At 60.0% G+C, this 19,233-nt stretch carries 16 protein-coding genes and 2 pseudogenes; 11 read left to right on the top strand and 7 right to left on the bottom strand.

What is annotated here, in order from left to right; genetic code table 11:
• Positions 1-207 precede the first annotated feature (207 nt).
• Both selD and mnmH read left to right on the top strand, forming a co-directional pair.
• Entirely contained in the window at positions 208-1,242 is a 1,035-nt protein-coding gene (selD, locus tag ACYZT2_RS19460) for a selenide, water dikinase SelD (protein WP_461966530.1), read from the top strand.
• On the top strand, positions 1,242-2,345 hold the full coding sequence (gene mnmH, locus ACYZT2_RS19455) for a tRNA 2-selenouridine(34) synthase MnmH (RefSeq protein WP_461966528.1): 1,104 nt from the start codon (positions 1,242-1,244) through the stop codon (positions 2,343-2,345). Before selD ends, mnmH begins: the two co-directional genes overlap by 1 nt.
• A 142-nt stretch (positions 2,346-2,487) precedes the next feature.
• On the opposite strand, the gene ACYZT2_RS19450 is transcribed toward mnmH, so the two are convergent.
• Entirely contained in the window at positions 2,488-3,162 is a 675-nt protein-coding gene (locus ACYZT2_RS19450; protein ID WP_461966526.1) for a histidine phosphatase family protein, read from the bottom strand.
• 379 nt (positions 3,163-3,541) lie between these two features.
• Between ACYZT2_RS19450 and ACYZT2_RS19445 the strand changes: the two genes are divergently transcribed.
• The 3 genes from ACYZT2_RS19445 (at position 3,542) to hemB (ending at position 6,314) form a co-directional block, all read left to right on the top strand.
• Entirely contained in the window at positions 3,542-4,249 is a 708-nt protein-coding gene (locus ACYZT2_RS19445; RefSeq protein ID WP_461966524.1) for a glutathione S-transferase family protein, read from the top strand.
• 23 nt (positions 4,250-4,272) lie between these two features.
• The gene (locus ACYZT2_RS19440) at positions 4,273-5,115 is read left to right on the top strand and encodes a PhzF family phenazine biosynthesis protein (RefSeq protein WP_461966522.1); all 843 of its coding nucleotides are present in this window, start codon (positions 4,273-4,275) and stop codon (positions 5,113-5,115) included.
• A gap of 224 nt (positions 5,116-5,339) precedes the next feature.
• Positions 5,340-6,314, top strand: coding sequence for a porphobilinogen synthase (gene hemB / locus ACYZT2_RS19435; RefSeq protein ID WP_461966520.1), 975 nt, complete (start codon positions 5,340-5,342; stop codon positions 6,312-6,314).
• 133 nt (positions 6,315-6,447) lie between these two features.
• On the opposite strand, the gene ACYZT2_RS19430 is transcribed toward hemB, so the two are convergent.
• Positions 6,448-7,977, bottom strand: a complete 1,530-nt coding sequence (locus tag ACYZT2_RS19430; protein ID WP_461966518.1) for an FAD-dependent oxidoreductase — start codon at positions 7,975-7,977, stop codon at positions 6,448-6,450.
• A 335-nt stretch (positions 7,978-8,312) separates the two neighbouring features.
• Here ACYZT2_RS19430 and ACYZT2_RS19425 point away from each other — a divergent pair, with 335 nt between their 5' ends.
• Both ACYZT2_RS19425 and ACYZT2_RS19420 read left to right on the top strand, forming a co-directional pair.
• A complete protein-coding gene (locus ACYZT2_RS19425) occupies positions 8,313-9,407 on the top strand; it encodes a DUF1615 domain-containing protein (RefSeq protein ID WP_461966516.1) in 1,095 nt (364 codons plus the stop codon).
• Positions 9,408-9,618: 211 nt separating this feature from the next.
• Entirely contained in the window at positions 9,619-10,242 is a 624-nt protein-coding gene (locus ACYZT2_RS19420; RefSeq protein ID WP_461966514.1) for a glutathione S-transferase N-terminal domain-containing protein, read from the top strand.
• Between the two features lie 130 nt (positions 10,243-10,372).
• On the opposite strand, the gene ACYZT2_RS19415 is transcribed toward ACYZT2_RS19420, so the two are convergent.
• Positions 10,373-10,813: a CBS domain-containing protein gene (locus ACYZT2_RS19415; protein WP_461966512.1), complete on the bottom strand. Its 441-nt coding sequence runs from the start codon at positions 10,811-10,813 to the stop codon at positions 10,373-10,375.
• A gap of 367 nt (positions 10,814-11,180) precedes the next feature.
• Between ACYZT2_RS19415 and ACYZT2_RS19410 the strand changes: the two genes are divergently transcribed.
• Entirely contained in the window at positions 11,181-13,541 is a 2,361-nt protein-coding gene (locus tag ACYZT2_RS19410; RefSeq protein WP_461973172.1) for a DNA polymerase II, read from the top strand.
• On the opposite strand, the gene ACYZT2_RS19405 is transcribed toward ACYZT2_RS19410, so the two are convergent.
• The 3 genes and pseudogenes from ACYZT2_RS19405 to ACYZT2_RS19395 form a co-directional block, all read right to left on the bottom strand.
• Positions 13,506-13,976 carry a DUF1810 domain-containing protein gene (locus tag ACYZT2_RS19405; protein ID WP_461966510.1) on the bottom strand — a complete coding sequence of 157 codons (471 nt, stop codon included), beginning with the start codon at positions 13,974-13,976 and terminating at the stop codon, positions 13,506-13,508. The two genes, ACYZT2_RS19410 and ACYZT2_RS19405, sit on opposite strands and share 36 nt — an antisense overlap.
• A gap of 30 nt (positions 13,977-14,006) precedes the next feature.
• Positions 14,007-14,828, bottom strand: coding sequence for an aldo/keto reductase (locus tag ACYZT2_RS19400; RefSeq protein WP_461966508.1), 822 nt, complete (start codon positions 14,826-14,828; stop codon positions 14,007-14,009).
• A 243-nt stretch (positions 14,829-15,071) separates the two neighbouring features.
• Positions 15,072-15,320, bottom strand: a pseudogene (locus ACYZT2_RS19395) (aldose epimerase family protein); the annotation flags it as partial.
• Positions 15,321-15,433: 113 nt separating this feature from the next.
• Here ACYZT2_RS19395 and ACYZT2_RS19390 point away from each other — a divergent pair.
• From ACYZT2_RS19390 to ACYZT2_RS19380, 3 genes and pseudogenes are all read left to right on the top strand, one after another.
• Positions 15,434-16,183 (top strand): hypothetical protein, encoded by a 750-nt coding sequence (locus ACYZT2_RS19390; protein WP_461966506.1) that lies wholly within the window; start codon positions 15,434-15,436, stop codon positions 16,181-16,183.
• A 247-nt stretch (positions 16,184-16,430) separates the two neighbouring features.
• Entirely contained in the window at positions 16,431-17,216 is a 786-nt protein-coding gene (locus tag ACYZT2_RS19385; protein ID WP_461966504.1) for a sulfite exporter TauE/SafE family protein, read from the top strand.
• 93 nt (positions 17,217-17,309) lie between these two features.
• Positions 17,310-18,665: pseudogene (locus ACYZT2_RS19380) on the top strand (erythromycin esterase family protein).
• Positions 18,666-18,808: 143 nt separating this feature from the next.
• Here the strand turns inward: ACYZT2_RS19380 and ACYZT2_RS19375 are convergent.
• Positions 18,809-19,177: a VOC family protein gene (locus ACYZT2_RS19375; RefSeq protein WP_461966502.1), complete on the bottom strand. Its 369-nt coding sequence runs from the start codon at positions 19,175-19,177 to the stop codon at positions 18,809-18,811.
• Positions 19,178-19,233: the final 56 nt, after the last annotated feature.

Here is a 19,233-nt window from a genome sequence, read left to right as displayed (position 1 = left end):
CGGGGGGCGAAGGGATCTGGATGAGATATGCACCAAAGTGGTGTCGACTGTTCCCTGTAGGAGCTGCCGCAGGCTGCGATCTTTTGACTTTGGGCGATTTCAACTCTGCCGAAGATAAAGATCAAAAGATCGCAGCCTTCGGCAGCTCCTACAAAATGGGGTTGCTGTAGAATCCTCGGCATTGACTTCACAAGGTGCAATCCCCGAATGAGCGAGCCGATTCGTCTGACCCAATACAGCCACGGCGCAGGTTGTGGCTGCAAGATTTCGCCCCAGGTGCTGGAGGTGATTCTGGCCGGCAGCGGTGCGCAGAACCTGGACCCGAAACTCTGGGTCGGCAACGCCTCGCGCGATGACGCGGCGGTGTATGCCATCGACGAAGAACGCGGCGTGGTCTCGACCACCGACTTCTTCATGCCGATCGTCGATGATCCGTTCGACTTCGGTCGCATCGCCGCGACCAACGCCATCAGCGATATCTACGCCATGGGCGGCGATCCGTTGATGGCAATTGCGATCCTCGGCTGGCCGGTCAATGTACTGGCGCCGGAGATTGCCCGGGAAGTGATTCGCGGCGGGCGTTCGGTCTGCGATGAAGCGGGGATTCCACTGGCCGGCGGTCATTCCATCGATGCGCCGGAGCCGATCTTCGGCCTGGCCGTGACCGGGCTGGTGGAAAAACGCCACATGAAGCGCAACGACACCGCCACCGCCGGTTGCTTGCTGTACCTCACCAAACCCTTGGGTATCGGCATCCTCACCACGGCCGAAAAGAAGGGCAAGTTGCGCAATGCCGACATCGGCCTGGCCCGCGACTGGATGTGCACCCTGAACAAACCCGGCAGCCGTTTCGGCAAACTCGACGGCGTGACCGCGATGACCGACGTCACCGGTTTTGGCCTGCTCGGGCACTTGGTGGAAATGGCTGACGGCAGCAACCTGACCGCCCGCATCGAGTATGACCGGGTACCGCGCCTGCCGGGTGTCGAGTATTACCTTGATCAAGGCTGCGTGCCGGGCGGCACGCTGCGCAATTTCGACAGCTACGCCAGCAAATTGGGACGGCTTCAGGAAATGCACAAACGCGTGCTCTGCGATCCGCAGACCAGCGGCGGCCTGCTGATTGCGGTCACGCCTGAGGGCAATGAACAGTTTTTGGTGGTGGCCGCCGAACTTGGCCTGACCCTTGAGCCGATTGGCGAACTGGTCGAGCGACAGACTAACGCGGTAGAGGTGTTTTGATGTCCATCGACTTCACCGATTACCGCGACATCTTTATCAACGACCGGCCGATGATGGATACCCGTGCGCCGGTCGAATTCCTCAAGGGCTCATTCCCCGGTGTGGTCAACCTGCCGCTGATGAATGACCTTGAGCGGCAACGGATCGGCACTTGCTACAAGCAGCAAGGCCAACAAGCAGCCATCACGCTGGGACATCAATTGGTGGCCGGCGAGATCAAGGCCGAGCGCATCCAGACCTGGGCCGATTTTGCCCGGGCTCATCCGGATGGGTATTTGTATTGTTTTCGTGGCGGGCTGCGTTCGCAGATCGTTCAGCAATGGCTCAAGGACGAGGCCGGTATCGACTATCCGCGAGTCGGCGGCGGCTACAAGGCCATGCGCACCTTTTTGCTGGATACGCTCGATCAGGCCATTACCCAGTGCGATTTCGTTTTGTTGGGCGGCATGACCGGCACTGGCAAGACCGAGGTACTCACGCAATTGAGCAACGGACTGGACCTTGAAGGCCACGCCCATCATCGCGGCTCCAGTTTCGGCAAGCGCGCCACCGGCCAACCCTCCAACATCGACTTTGAAAACCGTCTGGCCGTGGACGTACTGAAGAAGCGGGCCCGTGGCATCGAACAGTTCGTGCTGGAAGACGAGAGCCGCATGGTCGGCAGTTGCGCCTTGCCGTTACCGCTGTATCAGGGCATGCAGCAGTTTCCGATGGTCTGGCTGGAAGACAGCCTGGAAGGACGAGTCGAACGAATCCTGCGCGATTACGTGGTGGACTTGTGCGCCGAGTTCATCGAAGTGCATGGCGATGAAGGCTTCGCGCTGTTTTCCGAGCGTTTGCTGGCGAGCCTGAACAATGTCCAGAAACGGTTGGGCGGCGAACGTCATCAACGGATGTTGACCTTGATGGAAGACGCGCTGGCGGAACAGGCGAACAGCGGTGCGGTGGACAGGCACCGGGGCTGGATCGAAGGGTTACTGCGCGAGTATTACGACCCGATGTATGCGTTTCAGCGGGAGAAGAAAGGGGCGCGGATCGAGTTTGTCGGGGAGCGGGGGGCGGTGCTCGAATATCTGAGAGCGCGGGGCAATCAGCGGGGTTAGGTGGCGGATTTGCTGGCCCCTTCGCGGGCAAGCCTCGCTCCTACAGTGGATATTTGTTGTACACAAATGCTGTGTTCACTCAGATCCCCTGTAGGAGCGAGGCTTGCCCGCGAAGAGGCCCTGACAGGCGCCGCCCGACCGCTTACGTCGGACAGGTCTCCTGACCGTTATCCAGACCTTGCTTGTAGCTGTGGCTCTTCAGGCTGGCCTTGCCGTTGTGCCAGGTCAGCGTGAGCACGTACAGCGAGTCGTAGTCGCTGGATGCCCAATCATCGGTGATGTTCTGTTTTTTGCCGACGGCTTCTCCGGCGACCTTGTTGATCAGCTCGGGCAGGTAGCCGTGGGACCAGGCCGTATAAATGACCGAATTGTGATACTTGTCGTGCAGCAGTTCATCTGCCAGGTCGCTGGTGTCGTTGGCCGAGAAGTTGATGTTCACCGGCAAGCCGAGCTTGATCGCGCTGGGGCTGATGGTCATCAGGGGGCGGATGTAACTGTAGGAATTATCCAGTTCGCCTTCCTCGACATTGCGTGTCGGGTTGGCGGCAAACACGTAGTTGGCCTTGCCGAATTTTTCCGGCAACAAAGTGGCCAGATCGATGGCGCGATTCAGCCCCTGACAATTGAGCTGACCCAGTCCGCCGGCGGGTTTTTCCGCGTGGCGCAAGAAGACCAGTGTCTGGGTGCCGTCCGCCGGTTGGGCGCGGCTTTCACTGGATTCAAGCGACAAGAACAACGCGCTGACCGCCAACAGGGAGGGCAGGAAGATATAGGCGCGATGCTTGAAGCGTTGGGCGAATTTCAATGGATTCATCATCGAATAGGTCATCTTCAGCGTATTCGGTTAAGGCTGACAAACCTTGACACCGCGAGCTCCCAGCATCGGGTGTTTTCCATGTCATTGACCCGGTCCGTTTCCTGCGGGGCAATGCTCAGAGTCCTCTGAAGCCCTATGGTTCGATCCGAGCGAGGTGCCTGGCACTTTAACGGCAACCTTGAACGGATTGGGGAAAAGGTTATCGACTGGATGTTGCGGATTTATGGACACGGCACACACCTTACTCCTTGTAGGAGCTGCCGAAGGCTACGATCTGTTGATCTTTCTCTTCGGCGCCCCCTGAGGACGCCAAAAGATCGCAGCCTTCGGCAGCTCCTACATTATGATCTTCGCTCCGATTTTCTCGTGGATGCCCCTTATGACCGATTTGTCTGCATTCCCCATCACTCAAAAATGGCCGGCCCAGTACCCGGAGTGGATCCAGCTCTATTCCTTGCCAACGCCCAATGGCGTCAAGGTTTCGATCATGCTCGAGGAAGTCGGGCTGCCCTACGAGCCGCATCGTGTGGGCTTCGACACCAATGATCAGCTGTCCCCTGAATTTCTGTCACTGAACCCCAACAACAAGATCCCGGCGATCCTCGACCCCCACGGTCCGGGGGATAAACCGCTGGCGTTGTTCGAGTCCGGGGCGATTCTGATTTACCTCGCCGACAAGAGCGGGCAACTGCTGGCGCAGGAATCGGTGGCGCGTTACGAGACCATTCAGTGGCTGATGTTTCAGATGGGCGGTATCGGGCCGATGTTCGGCCAGCTCGGTTTCTTCAACAAATTCGCCGGCAAGGACTACGAAGACAAACGTCCACGTGATCGCTACGTCGACGAAAGCAAGCGCTTGCTCCAGGTCCTCGATGGCCGCCTGCAAGGGCGCGACTGGATCATGGGCGAGCGCTATACCATCGCCGACATCGCGACCTTTCCGTGGGTGCGCAACCTGATCGGCTTCTATGAGGCCGGAGACCTGGTCGGTATCCAGAACTTTCCTAATGTCACCCGCGTGCTGGAACGTTTCCTGGCCAGGCCGGCGGTGATTCGCGGTCTGGAAATTCCCAGGCAACCCCTTTGAATCCCTCATCACCAAGGCAGGCAATGAGCTCATTCGATTTCAAGCAAGTAGATGTCTTCAGCCACGTCGCGCTCAAGGGCAACCCGTTGGCGGTGGTATTCGGCGCCGACAGGCTCAGCGATGAGCGCATGGCGGCGTTCGCGTCCTGGACCAACCTCAGCGAAACCACTTTCGTGCTCGAGCCCCGAGACCCTCGGGCCGACTATCGAGTACGCATCTTCACCACTCTTCAGGAGTTGCCGTTCGCCGGTCACCCGACGCTCGGCACCTGTCATGCCTGGCTCGAGGCCGGTGGGGTGCCCAAGGGCGAGGAGATCATTCAGGAATGCGGCGTCGGCCTGGTGCGGGTGCGGCGACAGGGCGCTGAGCTGGCGTTTCTCGCGCCGCCCCTGCTCAGGTCCGGCCCGGTGGACGCCGAACTGGTCAAACGCGTACGGCGCGGCCTGGGATTGGCGCCGGGTGCGATTGTGCGGGCGCAATGGGTCGATAACGGTGCCGGTTGGCTGGCGGTGATGGTCGAGGATCGTCAGCAGGTACTGGACCTGCAGCCGGATCATTCGCAGATGCTTGGCCTCGCCGTCGGTGTCATCGCGCCATGGTGCGTCGAACGCGATGGTGCTGAAGCGCAGTTCGAAGTGCGTGCGTTCATCTCTGGCGATGGCATGCCGGAAGACCCCGCCACCGGCAGCCTGAACGCCGGGATTGCCCAATGGTTACTCGGCGAAGGGCTGGCCCCGGCGTCTTATGTCGTCAGCCAGGGCCTCACCATGGGCCGCGCCGGTCGGATTCAGGTCGAGCAGGTTGGGGATGAGATCTGGATTGGCGGCGCAGTGGTGACCTGTATTACAGGAGTACTGGCGATTTAACCTGTGGGAGCGAGCCTGCTCGCGATGACGGCGTGCAATTAAACAATGATGTCGACTGACAGTCCGCAAATCGCGAGCAGGCTCGCTCCCACAGGGGAATGCGGTGATTGTTGCCGCCGCGGTAACGCAGTCTTGAGCAATCGAGGTTTGTGCCTCGCGCCTTGCAGGCATAATCTTCGCCCCCTAAAACTTTCGTCTTTTTCCGCCGTTTTTCAGGAAGGCCCATGCCCAGTCAGTTCCCCGAAGCACGTCCACGCCGTTTGCGCCGCAATGCGAGCCTGCGCAGCCTGTTCCAGGAAACCGAGTTCAGCTTGAACGACCTGGTGCTGCCGATTTTCGTCGAGGAAGAAATCGACGATTTCGTGCCGATCAAGAGCATGCCCGGGGTGATGCGCATTCCCGAGTCGAAGCTGGCCGGTGAGATCGAGCGTTACGCCCGGGCCGGGATCAAGTCGGTGATGACGTTTGGCGTGTCCCATCATCTGGACAGCAGCGGCAGCGACACCTGGAGCGACAACGGCCTGGTGTCGCGCATGTCGCGCATCGCCAAGAACGCCGTGCCGGAAATGATCGTGATGTCCGACACCTGTTTCTGCGAGTACACCGATCACGGCCACTGCGGCGTGCTGCACCACCACGAAGTCGACAACGACCAGACCCTGATCAACCTCGGCAAACAAGCCGTGGCCGCCGCCCGGGCTGGCGCCGATGTGATCGCACCGTCGGCGGCCATGGACGGGCAGGTCCGGGCCATTCGCCGGGCGCTCGATGAAGCGGGTTTCAGCCAGACCGCGATCATGGCCTATTCGACCAAATTCGCTTCGGCGCTTTATGGCCCGTTCCGCGAGGCTGGCGGCAGTGCGCTGAAGGGCGATCGTAAAAGCTATCAGATGAACCCGATGAACCGCCGCGAAGCCGTGCGTGAATCGCTGATGGACGAGCAGGAAGGCGCCGACGCGCTGATGGTCAAACCCGCCGGCGCATACCTGGACATCATCCGCGACATCCGCGAAGCCTCGCGTTTGCCGCTGTCGGCGTATCAAGTGAGCGGCGAGTACGCGATGATCAAATTCGCCGCCCAGGCCGGGGCAATCGATGAAGACCGAGTAGTGCGTGAGAGCCTGGGGGCGATCAAACGGGCCGGGGCGGATTTGATCTTCACCTACTTTGCGATGGACCTGGCCCTGGCCGGGATCTAAAGCCCACCAGAAATCTAATGTGGGAGCGAGCCTGCTCGCGATAGCGGACGTTCAGCTACATCTATTTTGAATGTGCCGCCGTCATCGCGAGCAGGCTCGCTCCCACATTATTTGATCTTCTCCATTCTTGGGTTCAGCCGAAGAAAGGCCGAATCCCACGGTCCCGGAAATACCGCTCGATCACCTTCGGATCGGCGCTGTAGTCGGCAATCGCCACATACGTATCCGGCCGCAGCAGGTAAAACCCGTTGCGTGTGAGCCCCGCCGTTTCAAACGCCGGCCGCCAGTCGAACACCTGCAACGGCAAGTGATGCTCGGTGCACCAGGCGATCATCTCGTCACTGGTGTCGCCATACACATGCACTTGCCAGGTCGGGTCCTTCAGCGATTCGAAATTGTCCCCTTCACCGTCGTGGGCCCAGGGCAGGCGATCACCGCCGTGAACATGGCCAGCAACGCCCTCGCTCAACGGCATGCCGCGATAGTTGAGGGTGGTCTGCGACACCGTGCGAAACATGAACTCCCGAACCGGTTCCAGCGAAATCATTTTCGGGATCAAAAAAGGTGCCACGCGCATCCGCACCAAGTCGGCAATTGGCCCATCGGTCGTGACGAAACTGAAGACCCGATCAGTGGTGGCTACCAGGCGCCGGGCAAAGGCGATGCGTTCGGTTTCATAACTGTCGAGCAGTTTGGGCGTGGCGCCGCCGCTCAACACTGTCGCGAGTTTCCAGGCCAGATTGATCGCATCGCCAATCCCTGTGTTCATGCCCTGGCCACCCGCGGGGCTGTGGACATGGGCGGCGTCACCCAACAGAAACGCGCGCCCGGTGCGAAAGTGATCCGCAACCCGGTGATGCACACGGTAGGTCGAGAACCAGTTCACCTGATCGATCTGCACCTTCAGATGCTCGATGGCCCGGCTGCTGACGTCTTCAAACTGGAGGGTTTCGGCACGGTCGGCGCGCTCGTCGCGAACGGTGCCGATCAGTCGGGCGCGACCTTCGCCGGCCAACGGGAATACAGCGAGGAAGTCGGCTTCATCAAGGTCCACATGCAGTTCACCGTTGAACGTGGGGCCACGAGCCTGCACATCCGCCACGTAAAAAATCTGCTGGTAAGTGCCGCCCGGAAAACCGGTGTCCAGCGTTTTGCGCACAATCGACCGGGCGCCGTCGCAACCTGCGAGATAACAGGCCTGGCAAGTTTCCTGCTGACCATCGGGCAAGCGCAGCCGGGCGGTGATGCCGTCGCCGGTTTCCTCGAAGCTTTGCAGTTCGGTGTTGCGCTCCACCGTAATACCGAAGGCCTCCAGGCGTTTGATCAGCAGGCGTTCGTGTTCGTCTTGCGGATACATTTCCAGAAACGCGTAGGGCGTCAGACCCTCGCCGATGGTGCTCAGCGGCAGGCGTGCGACCGGTTCGCCCTTGACCCAGAAATTGGCCGCGGCCACTTTATGGCCGTTTTGCACAACGGTGTCGCTGAGGTCGAGCTGGCGATACAGTTCAAGCGTTCGTGCCTGTACTGCCAGCGCACGTGAGGTGGTGCCGGGTTCCGACGTCTTGTCGATGATGCGCACCCGAATTCCCAGTTTGCTCAGCCACAGCGCCAGTACCAGTCCGGTCGGGCCGGCACCGATGATCAGCACATCGCTACGGTTCATGAGCCTGTCCTCCACGATATGTGGATCAAGTATGGTCCAGCCCGGATGCACCGGCCGCCCGGCTGCCCAACGGAAACCACGCGTGTAGCAGCTGCCGAGCCCGCGAGGCTGCGTTCGGCTGCGCAGCAGTCGTAAAACCTGCAACTGAGTTCTTTCAGGTAAACGGTGTTCGCCGAATTCACGACTGCTGCGCAGCCGAACGCAGCCTCGCAAGCTCGACAGCTGCTACAAGCGCTACCGCTACAGGGGAACAGTCCGCGACTGTCACAGTCATAGCCTGCGCCATGCCATTGATCGTATGGTTAACCCGGCTCAACGGATTTTGATGGAGCACCATGCAAGCCAATCGATTGATCATGAGCGTCGCGGCACTGTTGGTTCTGGCCGGTTGCGGTACCCAACGCACTCAGGAACCGCCGCCCCGCAAGCCTGCCGAGGTCAAGGCAGAGATCATGCGTCTGCTACCAGCCAAGACACCGGACCGCCAAGGCTGGGCCACGGACATCTACGCGGCGTTTGCCGCGCAAAATATTCCACCGACCACGCAAAACCTGTGTTCGGTACTCGCGGTCACTGAGCAGGAATCGACGTTTCAGGCTGATCCGCGGGTGCCGGGCCTGGGCAAGATCGCCCGGGACGAGATCGACCGCCGTGCCGCCAAGGCCCACATTCCCGGTTTGCTGGTGAGCGGTGCCTTGCAGGTCAGTTCACCCAATGGCAAAAGCTACAGCGACCGGCTGAATGCCGCGCGCAGCGAAAGAGAACTCAGCGCGATTTTCGATGATTTCATCGGAATGGTGCCCATGGGGCGGACGCTGTTCGATGGTTTCAACCCGGTGCACACCGGTGGGCCGATGCAGGTCAGCATCGACTTCGCCGAGCAGCAGGCGCGTCATTATCCCTATCCGGTGAACGGCTCGATTCGCCGCGAAGTGTTCACGCGTCGCGGCGGTATGTATTTCGGTATTGCCCATTTGCTCGGTTATCCGGTGAGCTACAAGCAGCCGCTGTATCGCTTCGCCGATTTCAACGCCGGTTGGTACGCCAGCCGCAATGCGGCGTTTCAGAACGCAGTCAGTCGTGCGACCGGCATCCCGCTGGCACTGGATGGCGATCTGGTGCGCTACGGTTCAATCATGCCTGGCACCACGGAATTGGCGGTGCGCACCCTCGGCAAGCAATTGGACATGCGCAACCTGACCATTCGGGATCAATTGGAGGAAGGTAAAGGTCTCGAATTCGAGGACACCAAGCTGTATCGGCGGGTCTTTGCTTTGGCCGAACAGGCCGAAGGCCGGCCGTTACCCCGAGCGGTGTTGCCGGGGATCCTCCTGCAAAGCCCGAAAATCACCCGCAAACTCACCACGGCATGGTTCGCCAAGCGGGTCGATGAGCGTTATCAACGCTGCATGAAGCGCGCGGGGAAGTGACCGCCGACCGCCAAGATCGCAGCCTTCGGCAGCTCCTACGCCGACCGGGTACACCCATGGGGTCGAAGTCGTACGCAAATCCGTAGGAGCTGCCGCAGGCTGCGATCTTTTGGAGCAGTCAACGCTTGACTAATGGGTATTGGCTGATGAAGCAACCGAACACAATCTTCAGCAACTGCTACAAAGAAAGAGTCGCAGAGGAGATTTAGTCATGTACCAGCTCTACGGGCATCAGAACTCAGGTGCGGCCGCCATCGAAGCCGCGTTGGAACTGTGCGAGGTTCCTTATCGCTTCATCGATGTTTCATCGTCCCCGGAGGCGGTTCAGGCATTGGAGAAGCTCAACCCGCTCAAGCAGATTCCCACCCTGCAACTGCCCGATGGCGGCGTTCTCACCGAGAGTGCGGCCATCCTGATCCATCTGGGCCTCACGTTCCCGAAGTCGAACCTGCTGCCGGAAAACCCGCTCAAGCGTGATCAGGTTATTCGGGGCCTGGTGTACATCGTCAGCAATTGCTATGCCGCTATCGGCATCATCGATTACCCCGAGCGCTGGTTGGCCGAGGCGGACGAATCATCGAGGGAAAATCTTATGGCCGGTGCCCGGCAGCGCCTGCACTGGAGTTGGGAGGTGTTTGCCGATCAGTTTGCCGGAAAGTTGTACCTGGGCGAGGGAGCGCCGGGCGCGCTGGATATTCTGGCGGCAGTGGTGACACGGTGGGCGGGCACCCGAGAGCACTTGCGCGTTGCGCGGCCGGGGTTCTCCGCCTGGCTCGAACGCTTCGACCGGCACCCTGCGTTGGCACCGGTTTTCGCGCGGCATTGGCCGTCTTAAGAACACCGCCAAACAAATGTGGGAGCGAGCCTGCTCGCGATGAGGCCATAGCATCCAACATCAATGTTGAATGTCAGGCCGCCATCGCGAGCAGGCTCGCTCCCACAAGGGGATTGGTGGTGGGACAGAATCACTCGCCGCGAATGTACTGTTCCAACTGCCGAATCAGTTCAGCCTGTTCGGCAATGGCTTCCTTGACCAGGTCGCCGATGGACAGCAAGCCAATCAACTCGCCGTTTTCCACCACCGGCAAGTGCCGCAGGCGTTTTTCGGACATGATGCCCATGCAGGTTTCGACGGTTTGATGGGTGTCCACGGTGATGACCGGCGCCACCATGATGTCGCTGACCGGTGTGCCGACGGAGGAGCGCCCTTTGAGCACCAGTTTGCGCGCATAGTCACGCTCGCTGATGATGCCGACGACCTTTCCCTCTTTCACCACCGGCAATGCGCCGACGTTTTTTGCGGCCATCACCATCAGCGCTTCCAGCACCATTTGATGAGGCGCAATGGTATGGACTTCCTGATTCTGTTGGGCCTTTAACTTGAGCAGTTGGGCGACGGTTTTCATGGCGGCTTCTCGGGTGTTGTCGTTGTTCTTGAAGAATCGTAGAGACGCGCTCGCAGAGCAAGGCAGAAAGCGGCACATATAGCGCGAAAAGCGTCATTCAGCGATTTTCTTTGTAAAAGCCCGCCCCTGATGCCGGTAAGTTAAGAAATTTGAGCGACGAAATCCTGTGGGAGCGTGGCTTGCCCGCGAAGAATGCACCGCGGTTTTTCAGGTACTACGCGTCATCGTTCTTCGCGGGCAAGCCACGCTCCCACAGGTTCCGCGTCTTAACTTACCAACATTAGGGCAAGCTCCCTCGCCACAGAGCACTATCGCCATCGATCACGCGTAGAATTACCCCTTGAATCAGATCGTTGAGGTTGCAGTGGTGGATTTACAGCAGGGCTTCGTCCTGACCCGGCATTGGCGCGATACCCCCGCCGGCACGGAAGTCGAGTTCTGGCTGGCGACCGATGCCGGTCCCCGGCGCATCCGCCTGCCGCATCAACCGTCGGTAGCGTTCATTCCGGCGGTCCAGCGTGAGCAAGCCGAAGCGCTGCTGCGCGGCGAGAAAAACGTCGAGCTGAAGCCCTTGGCACTGCTGGACTTCGAACACCGCCCGGTGCTCGGCCTGTATTGCCAGCAGCACGGTCAGTTGATGCGCCTCGAAACCGCGCTGCGCAGATCAGGCGTCGATGTGTTCGAAGCCGACGTCCGCCCGCCGGAACGCTACATGATGGAGCGTTTCATCACCGCCCCCGTTTTGTTCGGCGGCTCGCCCAACGCCGAAGGCTTGCTGCTCGACGCGCAAATGAAACCCGATCCCGGCTACCGACCGAAGCTCAGGCTGGTCTCCCTGGACATCGAAACCACCGCCCAGGGCGAGCTGTATTCCATCGCCCTGGAAGGCTGCGGCGAGCGGCAGGTGTACATGCTCGGGCCGCCCAATGGCGATGACAGTGGAGTGGATTTCCAGCTCGAATACTGCGACTCGCGAACCCTGATGCTGAAAAAACTCAACGAATGGTTCGCCCGGCACGACCCTGACGCGATCATCGGCTGGAATGTCGTGCAGTTCGATCTGCGCGTACTGCACGAACATGCTCGTCGCTTGGCGGTGCCGCTGAAGCTGGGGCGTGGCGGTGAAGAAATGCAGTGGCGCGAGCACGGCAGTCGCAATCATTATTTCGCCGCGGCCGCTGGCCGGTTGATCATCGACGGCATCGAGTCACTGCGTTCGGCGACTTGGAGCTTCCCCTCATTCAGCCTGGAAAACGTCGCGCAAACCCTGCTGGGCGAAGGCAAGTCGATCGACAACCCATACCAGCGCATGGACGAAATCAATCGCATGTTCGCCGAGGACAAACCGGCCCTGGCGAAATACAACCTCAAGGACTGCGAACTGGTGACGCGGATCTTCGCCAAGACCGAGTTGCTGACCTTCCTGCTCGAGCGGGCCAGCGTTACCGGTTTGCCGGCGGACCGCAGCGGTGGTTCGGTGGCGGCGTTCACTCACCTGTATATGCCGTTGATGCACCGGCAGGGCTTTGTCGCACCGAACCTCGGGGGCAAACCACCGGAGGCCAGCCCCGGCGGTTTTGTCATGGACTCGCAACCCGGGCTGTACGAATCGGTGCTGGTGCTCGACTACAAGAGCCTCTATCCGTCGATCATCCGCACTTTTCTGATCGACCCGGTGGGCTTGATCGAAGGGCTCAAGCATCCCGACGACAGTGCGTCGGTGCCGGGCTTTCGCGGTGCACGTTTCTCAAGAACCCGGCATTGCTTGCCGGCCATTGTCGCCCGGGTTGCCGAAGGTCGTGAAACCGCCAAACGCGAACACAACGCGCCGTTGTCCCAGGCCCTGAAGATCATCATGAATGCCTTCTACGGCGTGCTGGGCTCCAGCGGTTGCCGCTTCTTCGATACACGGCTGGCCTCGTCCATCACCTTGCGCGGTCACGAGATCATGTTGCGCACCCGCCAGTTGATCGAAGCGCAGGGCCACGCGGTGATCTATGGCGACACCGACTCGACCTTCGTCTGGCTGCGCCGCGCCCACGGTCAGGCCGAAGCCGCGCAGATCGGCCACGCGCTGGTGGACCACGTCAACCAGTGGTGGCGCGAGCATGTGAAGCAGGAATACGGACTGGAAAGTGCCTTGGAGTTGCAGTTCGAAACCCACTACAAGCGCTTTCTGATGCCGACCATTCGCGGTGCCGAGGAGGGCAGCAAGAAGCGCTATGCCGGGTTGGTCACCCGTGCCGATGGCACCGATGAAATGGTCTACAAGGGTCTGGAAACCGTGCGCACCGACTGGTCGCCGCTGGCCCGGCAATTCCAGCAGGAATTGTACCTGCGCATCTTCAATCGCAAGCCCTATCAGGATTACGTGCGTGACTATGTGCGCAAGACCTTGGCCGGGGAATTCGACGAGCGCCTGATCTATCGCAAACGCCTGCGCCGTACCCTCGATGATTATCAACGTAACGTGCCGCCCCATGTGCGCGCAGCGAGGATCGCCGACGACTACAACGACCAGCAGGGACGCCCGCGGCAATATCAGAACGGCGGCTGGATCAGTTATGTAATCACCGTCGCCGGCCCCGAGCCGCTGGAAATCCGCAGCGCGCCTATCGACTACGACCATTACGTCACCCGGCAGCTGCAACCGGTGGCGGATGCGATCCTGCCGTTCGTGGGTAACGATTTCTCAACGCTGATTGGGGGGCAACTGGGCCTGTTTTGAGTCCAGCAGCGACAACGTCCAGTCATCCGGTATGCCGTGAAAATACCGATCCAGCGCCTGGTGGAACAGGCTGCCTTTTGGCGAAACCTGGGCGAACAGCGTCATCGATGAGTGAAACTTTAGATTGTCGGGGTGACCGAAAATCCTGGCGATCGAGCTTTGGGGAATGTCCAGAACCAGTTGCGTGCACATGCGCAATCGTGGCCCCAGCAACGGATGTTCCAGATACGCGGTGGCTTCTTCACTGGAGCGAATGGCAAAGTAGCGGGACATCTCGCTGTCACCCAGCCCGGAAAACTGCGGAAAGATAAACCACATCCAGTGCCGGCGCTTCTGGCCGGCGCGCAGCTCCTCCTGCACCCACTCGAACACAGGGTCCTGCGCCTGGACGAAGCGTGGCAAATTGAACGAGTCGAGCTGATCGGTACTTCTCATGCCGATGCCCTCTGACAGAACCGCGATGGCTCAGACCATGGCCAACCGCTGCTTGCGTTGTGGCGCGCGAAAAGCTTGGTCCAGCGCCTCCAGATCCCCGACTTCAAGCCGCAACTGCGCCGCTTGCGCATTGAGCTGCACATGCTCGGGACGGACCGCTTTGGGGATGGCGATCACGCCGTTCTGACGCAGAATCCATGCCAGCGCTACCTGCGCCGGTGTCGCCTCGTGACGGGCGGCAATCTGCTTGAGCGTCCAATTGGCCAGCATCTGACCGCCCTGGCCGATCGGACAATAGGCCATCACCGGCATCCTTTGATGTTGACTCCAGGGGAGCAAATCGAACTCGATGCCGCGCTCTTCCAGGTTATACAGCACCTGATTGGTGGTGCAGGTCGGCGAGGCTAATTCTTCCAGGTCGTCCAGATCGAAGTTGGATACGCCCCAACGGTCGATCTTGCCGCTTTCACGCAGGCGTTCGAAGGCTTCGACGGTTTCCTCAAGGGGATACTCGCCGCGCCAGTGCAACAGGTAAAGATCGATGTAATCGGTATTCAAACGCCGTAGGCTACGTTCGCAGGCCTGGGGGATGCCCAGGCAGCTGGCGTTGTAGGGGTAGACCTTGCTGACCAGAAAAACCTGATCGCGCCTGCCTGCGATGGCTTCACCCACCACCTCTTCAGCGCCTCCTTCGCCGTACATTTCAGCGGTGTCGATCAGGGTCATGCCCAACTCGATGCCCAACCGCAGCGCTGCAACTTCCTTTGTGTGTCGGGAGCGTTCCTCTCCCATGCGCCAGGTTCCTTGGCCGATGACCGGCACATGGATGCCGGCCAGCTCAAGAGTACGCATGAATCCTCCTTTGCGAAGCTCGATCGATACTTCAGTTGGCAGCAAAATAACCCGGTGGTTCCGTGGCATCTCGAAAGATCGCAGCCTGCGGCAGCTCCTACAGGGGCGGGGGCATACCCGATATTGGGGGCCGGTGTAGGAACTGCCAAAGGCTGCGATCTTTGATCTCGCCCGGCAGCCGTCCTTGATATCACGGGTGTACCTCGCCCTTGTAGGAGCTGCCGAAGGCTGCGATCTTTTGATCTACAGGGTAGAAAACTTATACACCGTAGTCTGGCTATAACTCTTGCCCGGATCCAGCCGAGGGGAAGGGAAGTTCGGCTGGTTCGGCGAATCGGGATAATGCTGAGTCTTCAGAGTAAACGCCCCCGCCTTGATGTGTTGACCGATGGCGGTCGGTTGAGTGAAGTCCATGGGTGTGCCCTCGACCGGGGCGAGTTCACCGGGAGGGATCAGTTTGCCGGTGACCGGCGTGTAGCGGGCGGCACACAAGGGTGGCCGCGTTTACGGACCACCGGCACTGCACTTTTTCGGCTTTCGCGGTTCTATCCTTGGCCAGCCCGCGGCGATCCCCACCGCCGGCCCATGCCCAAGTTCAAGAACCCATGGCTCGAGTTTTACCCCGCTTCACCCCGCACATTCGCCGTTATTGCTGGCTGCTGATTAGCCTGTCGATGCTCTTCGCCAGTGGCTGCAGCCATCAGCCGGGCAACGATATCGTCAGCCAGTTTCGCAACGGCCAACCCCAGGAATTCCTCCAGACCAGCGTCGACCGTATGGCGACCCTGGCGATGCGCGACAACCTCCAAAGCCTCTACCTGCTGATGAACAAGCTCTACCTGCGCAACCCGGACGAGCTGAAAAAATCCGGCTTCCTCGATGTCGGCACCGCAGAAAAACAAGTGCGCATGGCCATTGAACAGCAACAACCACTGCCCACCCTCGGCGGCAAAAAAGACCTCGCCGCGTTGAGCTACGCCATGAGTCCGGAATTCCTCGGCGACCGGGTCGGTGCCTTCATCTATGCCATCGGCAGCATGCTGGTCACCGCCCATGGCAATCGGCTGGAGTTCTACATGACGGATGCGATCAACCCGACCTTCGTCAGCAATGCCGCGCGCAACATCGAGAAAGCCACCTGGATCTTGAGTCAGCGACAAAACAAGCAAGGCGAGCCCTTGCTGTTTTCCAACGAAATCTCGGAGGAGGGCAGTAACCTGAGTTTTGCCGTGGAGTTCGGCAAGATCGTCGCGCGGCTGGATCTGCTGACCCAGATGCTCGACGAACGCTACCGACGGATCGGCCTCAACTACGCCCAGAGTTTGTTGTTCCTGAATTTCTTGCCGGTGCAATAAAACGAATGATGCACCCAATCCCTGTGGGAGCGAGCCTGCTCGCGAAAGCGTTGTGTCAGTCACCATGAGTTCGGCTGATACACCGCTTCGCGAGCAGGCTTGCTCCCACAAGGGAATGCGGCCAGGAAAAAATCGTGTTCCGGCTCAATGAGTTGGCATAACGATAGACCGCATCGATATAACTGGTTATAAGAAAAATCGCTATGCTGCGGGCCGGTTATTTCCCTGCGATTTTCTGGGCGTATTAATGGAATTCGGTAATTTCGGGTTGGTCGTTGCAGGTCTGGTGGTCGGCTTTATTGTCGGCATGACCGGCGTCGGGGGCGGTTCGTTGATGACCCCCATTCTGTTGTGGTTCGGCGTCAACCCGGCCACGGCGGTGGGCACGGACTTACTCTACGCGGCCATTACCAAATCCAGTGGTGTGCTGGTTCATCGCAAGAACAAGAACATCGACTGGGCGATCACCGGTTGGCTGACCCTCGGCAGTGTGCCGGCGGTGGCGCTGACGCTGTGGTTTTTGAGCAGTTTGCAGACCTCGCCCGACGCGATGAACGCCGTCATCAAACAAGCCTTGGGCTTCGTATTGTTCGCCACGGCGCTGGCGATTTTCTTCAAGAAACGTTTGCTCGATTTCGCCCACAAACGGGCTGGCGGACACTACAACCCTAGCGGTCCCCGCTTGAATGCACTGACCGTCATCACCGGATTGGTCCTGGGCACCATGGTGGCCCTGACCTCCATCGGCGCTGGCGCTCTGGGCACAGTAGCGCTGTTCATTCTGTACCCGATGCTGCCTACCCGCCGCCTGGTCGGCACCGAAATCGCTCACGCGGTGCCCCTGACCCTGGTCGCCGGCCTGGGCCATGCGAGCATGGGCAACATGGATTGGCACATTTTGGGCTACTTGCTGGTCGGCTCGCTGCCGGGGATTTACCTGGGCAGCCATTTGACCGGGCGTATCTCCGACGAACTGCTGCGTCCGTGCCTGGCGACGATGCTGGTGCTGATCGGCTACAAACTGGCGTTCTGATCGCGCACCGTATAGATCCCAGAATTTAGCGGAATCATGCCCTCGCTGGCGTAGTCAAAACTATGACCACGCTCAGATGAGGTCATGACGTCCATGAACAGCCCCGTAAACGATCTTCTACGACGGTTCAACCGCCCTCGCGGCGAGCCACCCGGCGCGGCCGAGGTGCTGCGCCGTCATGCCGAGCCGTTGCCTGCACTCGACTCACCTGAATTCGGCGAAATGTTCGACCGTTTTGGCGATGCCAGCGTGGTGCTGATCGGCGAAGCCAGCCACGGCACCCAGGACTTCTACCAGACCCGAGCGGCGATCACTCGTCGCCTGATCGAGCAGCACGGCTTCGGCATCGTCGCGATAGAAGCCGACTGGCCCGATGCCGGCCAGATCGACCGATGTGTCCGCGACCTGGGCCGCTCCGCCTGGAAAAAACAGGCCTTCGCCCGATTCCCCACCTGGATGTGACGCAACACGGCCGTGCAGACCTTCACCCGTTGGCTGCACCACTATAATCGCGGGCTGACGCCTTCGCAGCGGGTGGAGTTTCGGGGACTGGATGTTTACAGCATGCGTCACTCCATCGACGAAGTGCTGGGCTATCTCGATAAGACCGACCCGCAGCTGGCGAAAGACGCCCGACATCGCTACAGCTGTCTGACGCCGTGGCATGACGACCCGGCGCTGTACGGTCATTTCGCCGAGCGGGGCAACCTGGCCACGTGCGAGGACGCCGTGGTCGAGCAATTGAATGTGCTGCTGGGCGAGCGGCTCGATCCGATGGTCGCCGACGACGAGGCGTTTTTCAGTGCCACCCAGAACGCCCGCGTTGTGCGGGCCGCCGAGCAGTATTACCGCGCCATGTACCGCGGCTCGACTTCCTCGTGGAACCTGCGTGACCTGCACATGTTCGACACCTTGCAAACCCTGATGGTGCATCGCGGGGGAGGCGCCAAAGCGGTGGTGTGGGCGCACAACTCACACATCGGCAACGCCGCCGCGACGCAAATGGGTTGGGAGGGGCAATTCAACATGGGCCAGTTGTGCCGCACCGCCTACGGCTCACAAGCGGTGCTGATCGGCATGGGCACCGACCACGGCACCGTCGCGGCCGCCGATGACTGGGACGAACCGATGCAGGTCAAACAGGTGATCCCCGCATTGGCCGACAGCTGGGAACAACTGTTTCTCAAAGCCGGCATTCCCGCAGCGCTGCTTGACTGGCGGACGTCACCGAGCGAGGAATTGCTCGACGTACTGGCCGAACCGTTACTTGAACGCGCCATCGGCGTCATTTATCGACCCAGGACCGAGCGCCAGAGCCATTACTTTCAAGCCGTGCTGGCGGAGCAGTTCGACGCTTTCGTCTGGATCGAAAAAACCCACGCGGTCTCGCCATTGCCGGCGCCTGAATTCATGGAGCACGAGGAAGACACCTTTCCGTTCGGTATATGACCCGCAAAAATGAAGGGTCTCTATGCCAGTCAGGGAGCGGGCTTGCTCGCGAAAGCGGTGTATCAGGCGACATCAATGCTGACTGTGGCGCCGTCTTCGCGATCAAGCCCGCTCCCACAGGTTCTGCGGATTGGCATTAGTCTCTATTCCCGGGTAAAAATCTCCAGCAGATGCCCGTCCGGGTCATCGAAATACACCCGCCGGCCACCGCCGTAGTCATTGATCTCGTTCGGCCGTTGCCTGCCAGGATCGGCCCACCAGGGCTGCTTGAGCGCTTGCAGGCGAGCGAAGGCTGCATCGAAGTTCTCGTCGCCAACCAGAAACGCATAGTGTTGGGAGGCAATCGGCGGGTCGTTGTTGTAGAAGTCCAGCGACACCCCATTGTCGAACTTGACGACCAGCATCGGTCCGAATGGCTCGGCATCGGGCAGGCCGAGGAGGTCGGTCAGGTAGCGGGCTGAAACCTGTTTGTCACGACACCAGACGATGGTGTGGTTCAACTGAGCGCTCATGGAAAAGTCCTCACGGCGAATCAGGTCGTGCGAGTCGTGCTATGAGATTAGCTCAG

Source organism: Pseudomonas sp. MDT1-85, from assembly GCF_054898065.1.
Note: the sequence above shows the minus strand (reverse complement) of the source record. Positions and strands in the feature narration are given on the sequence as shown.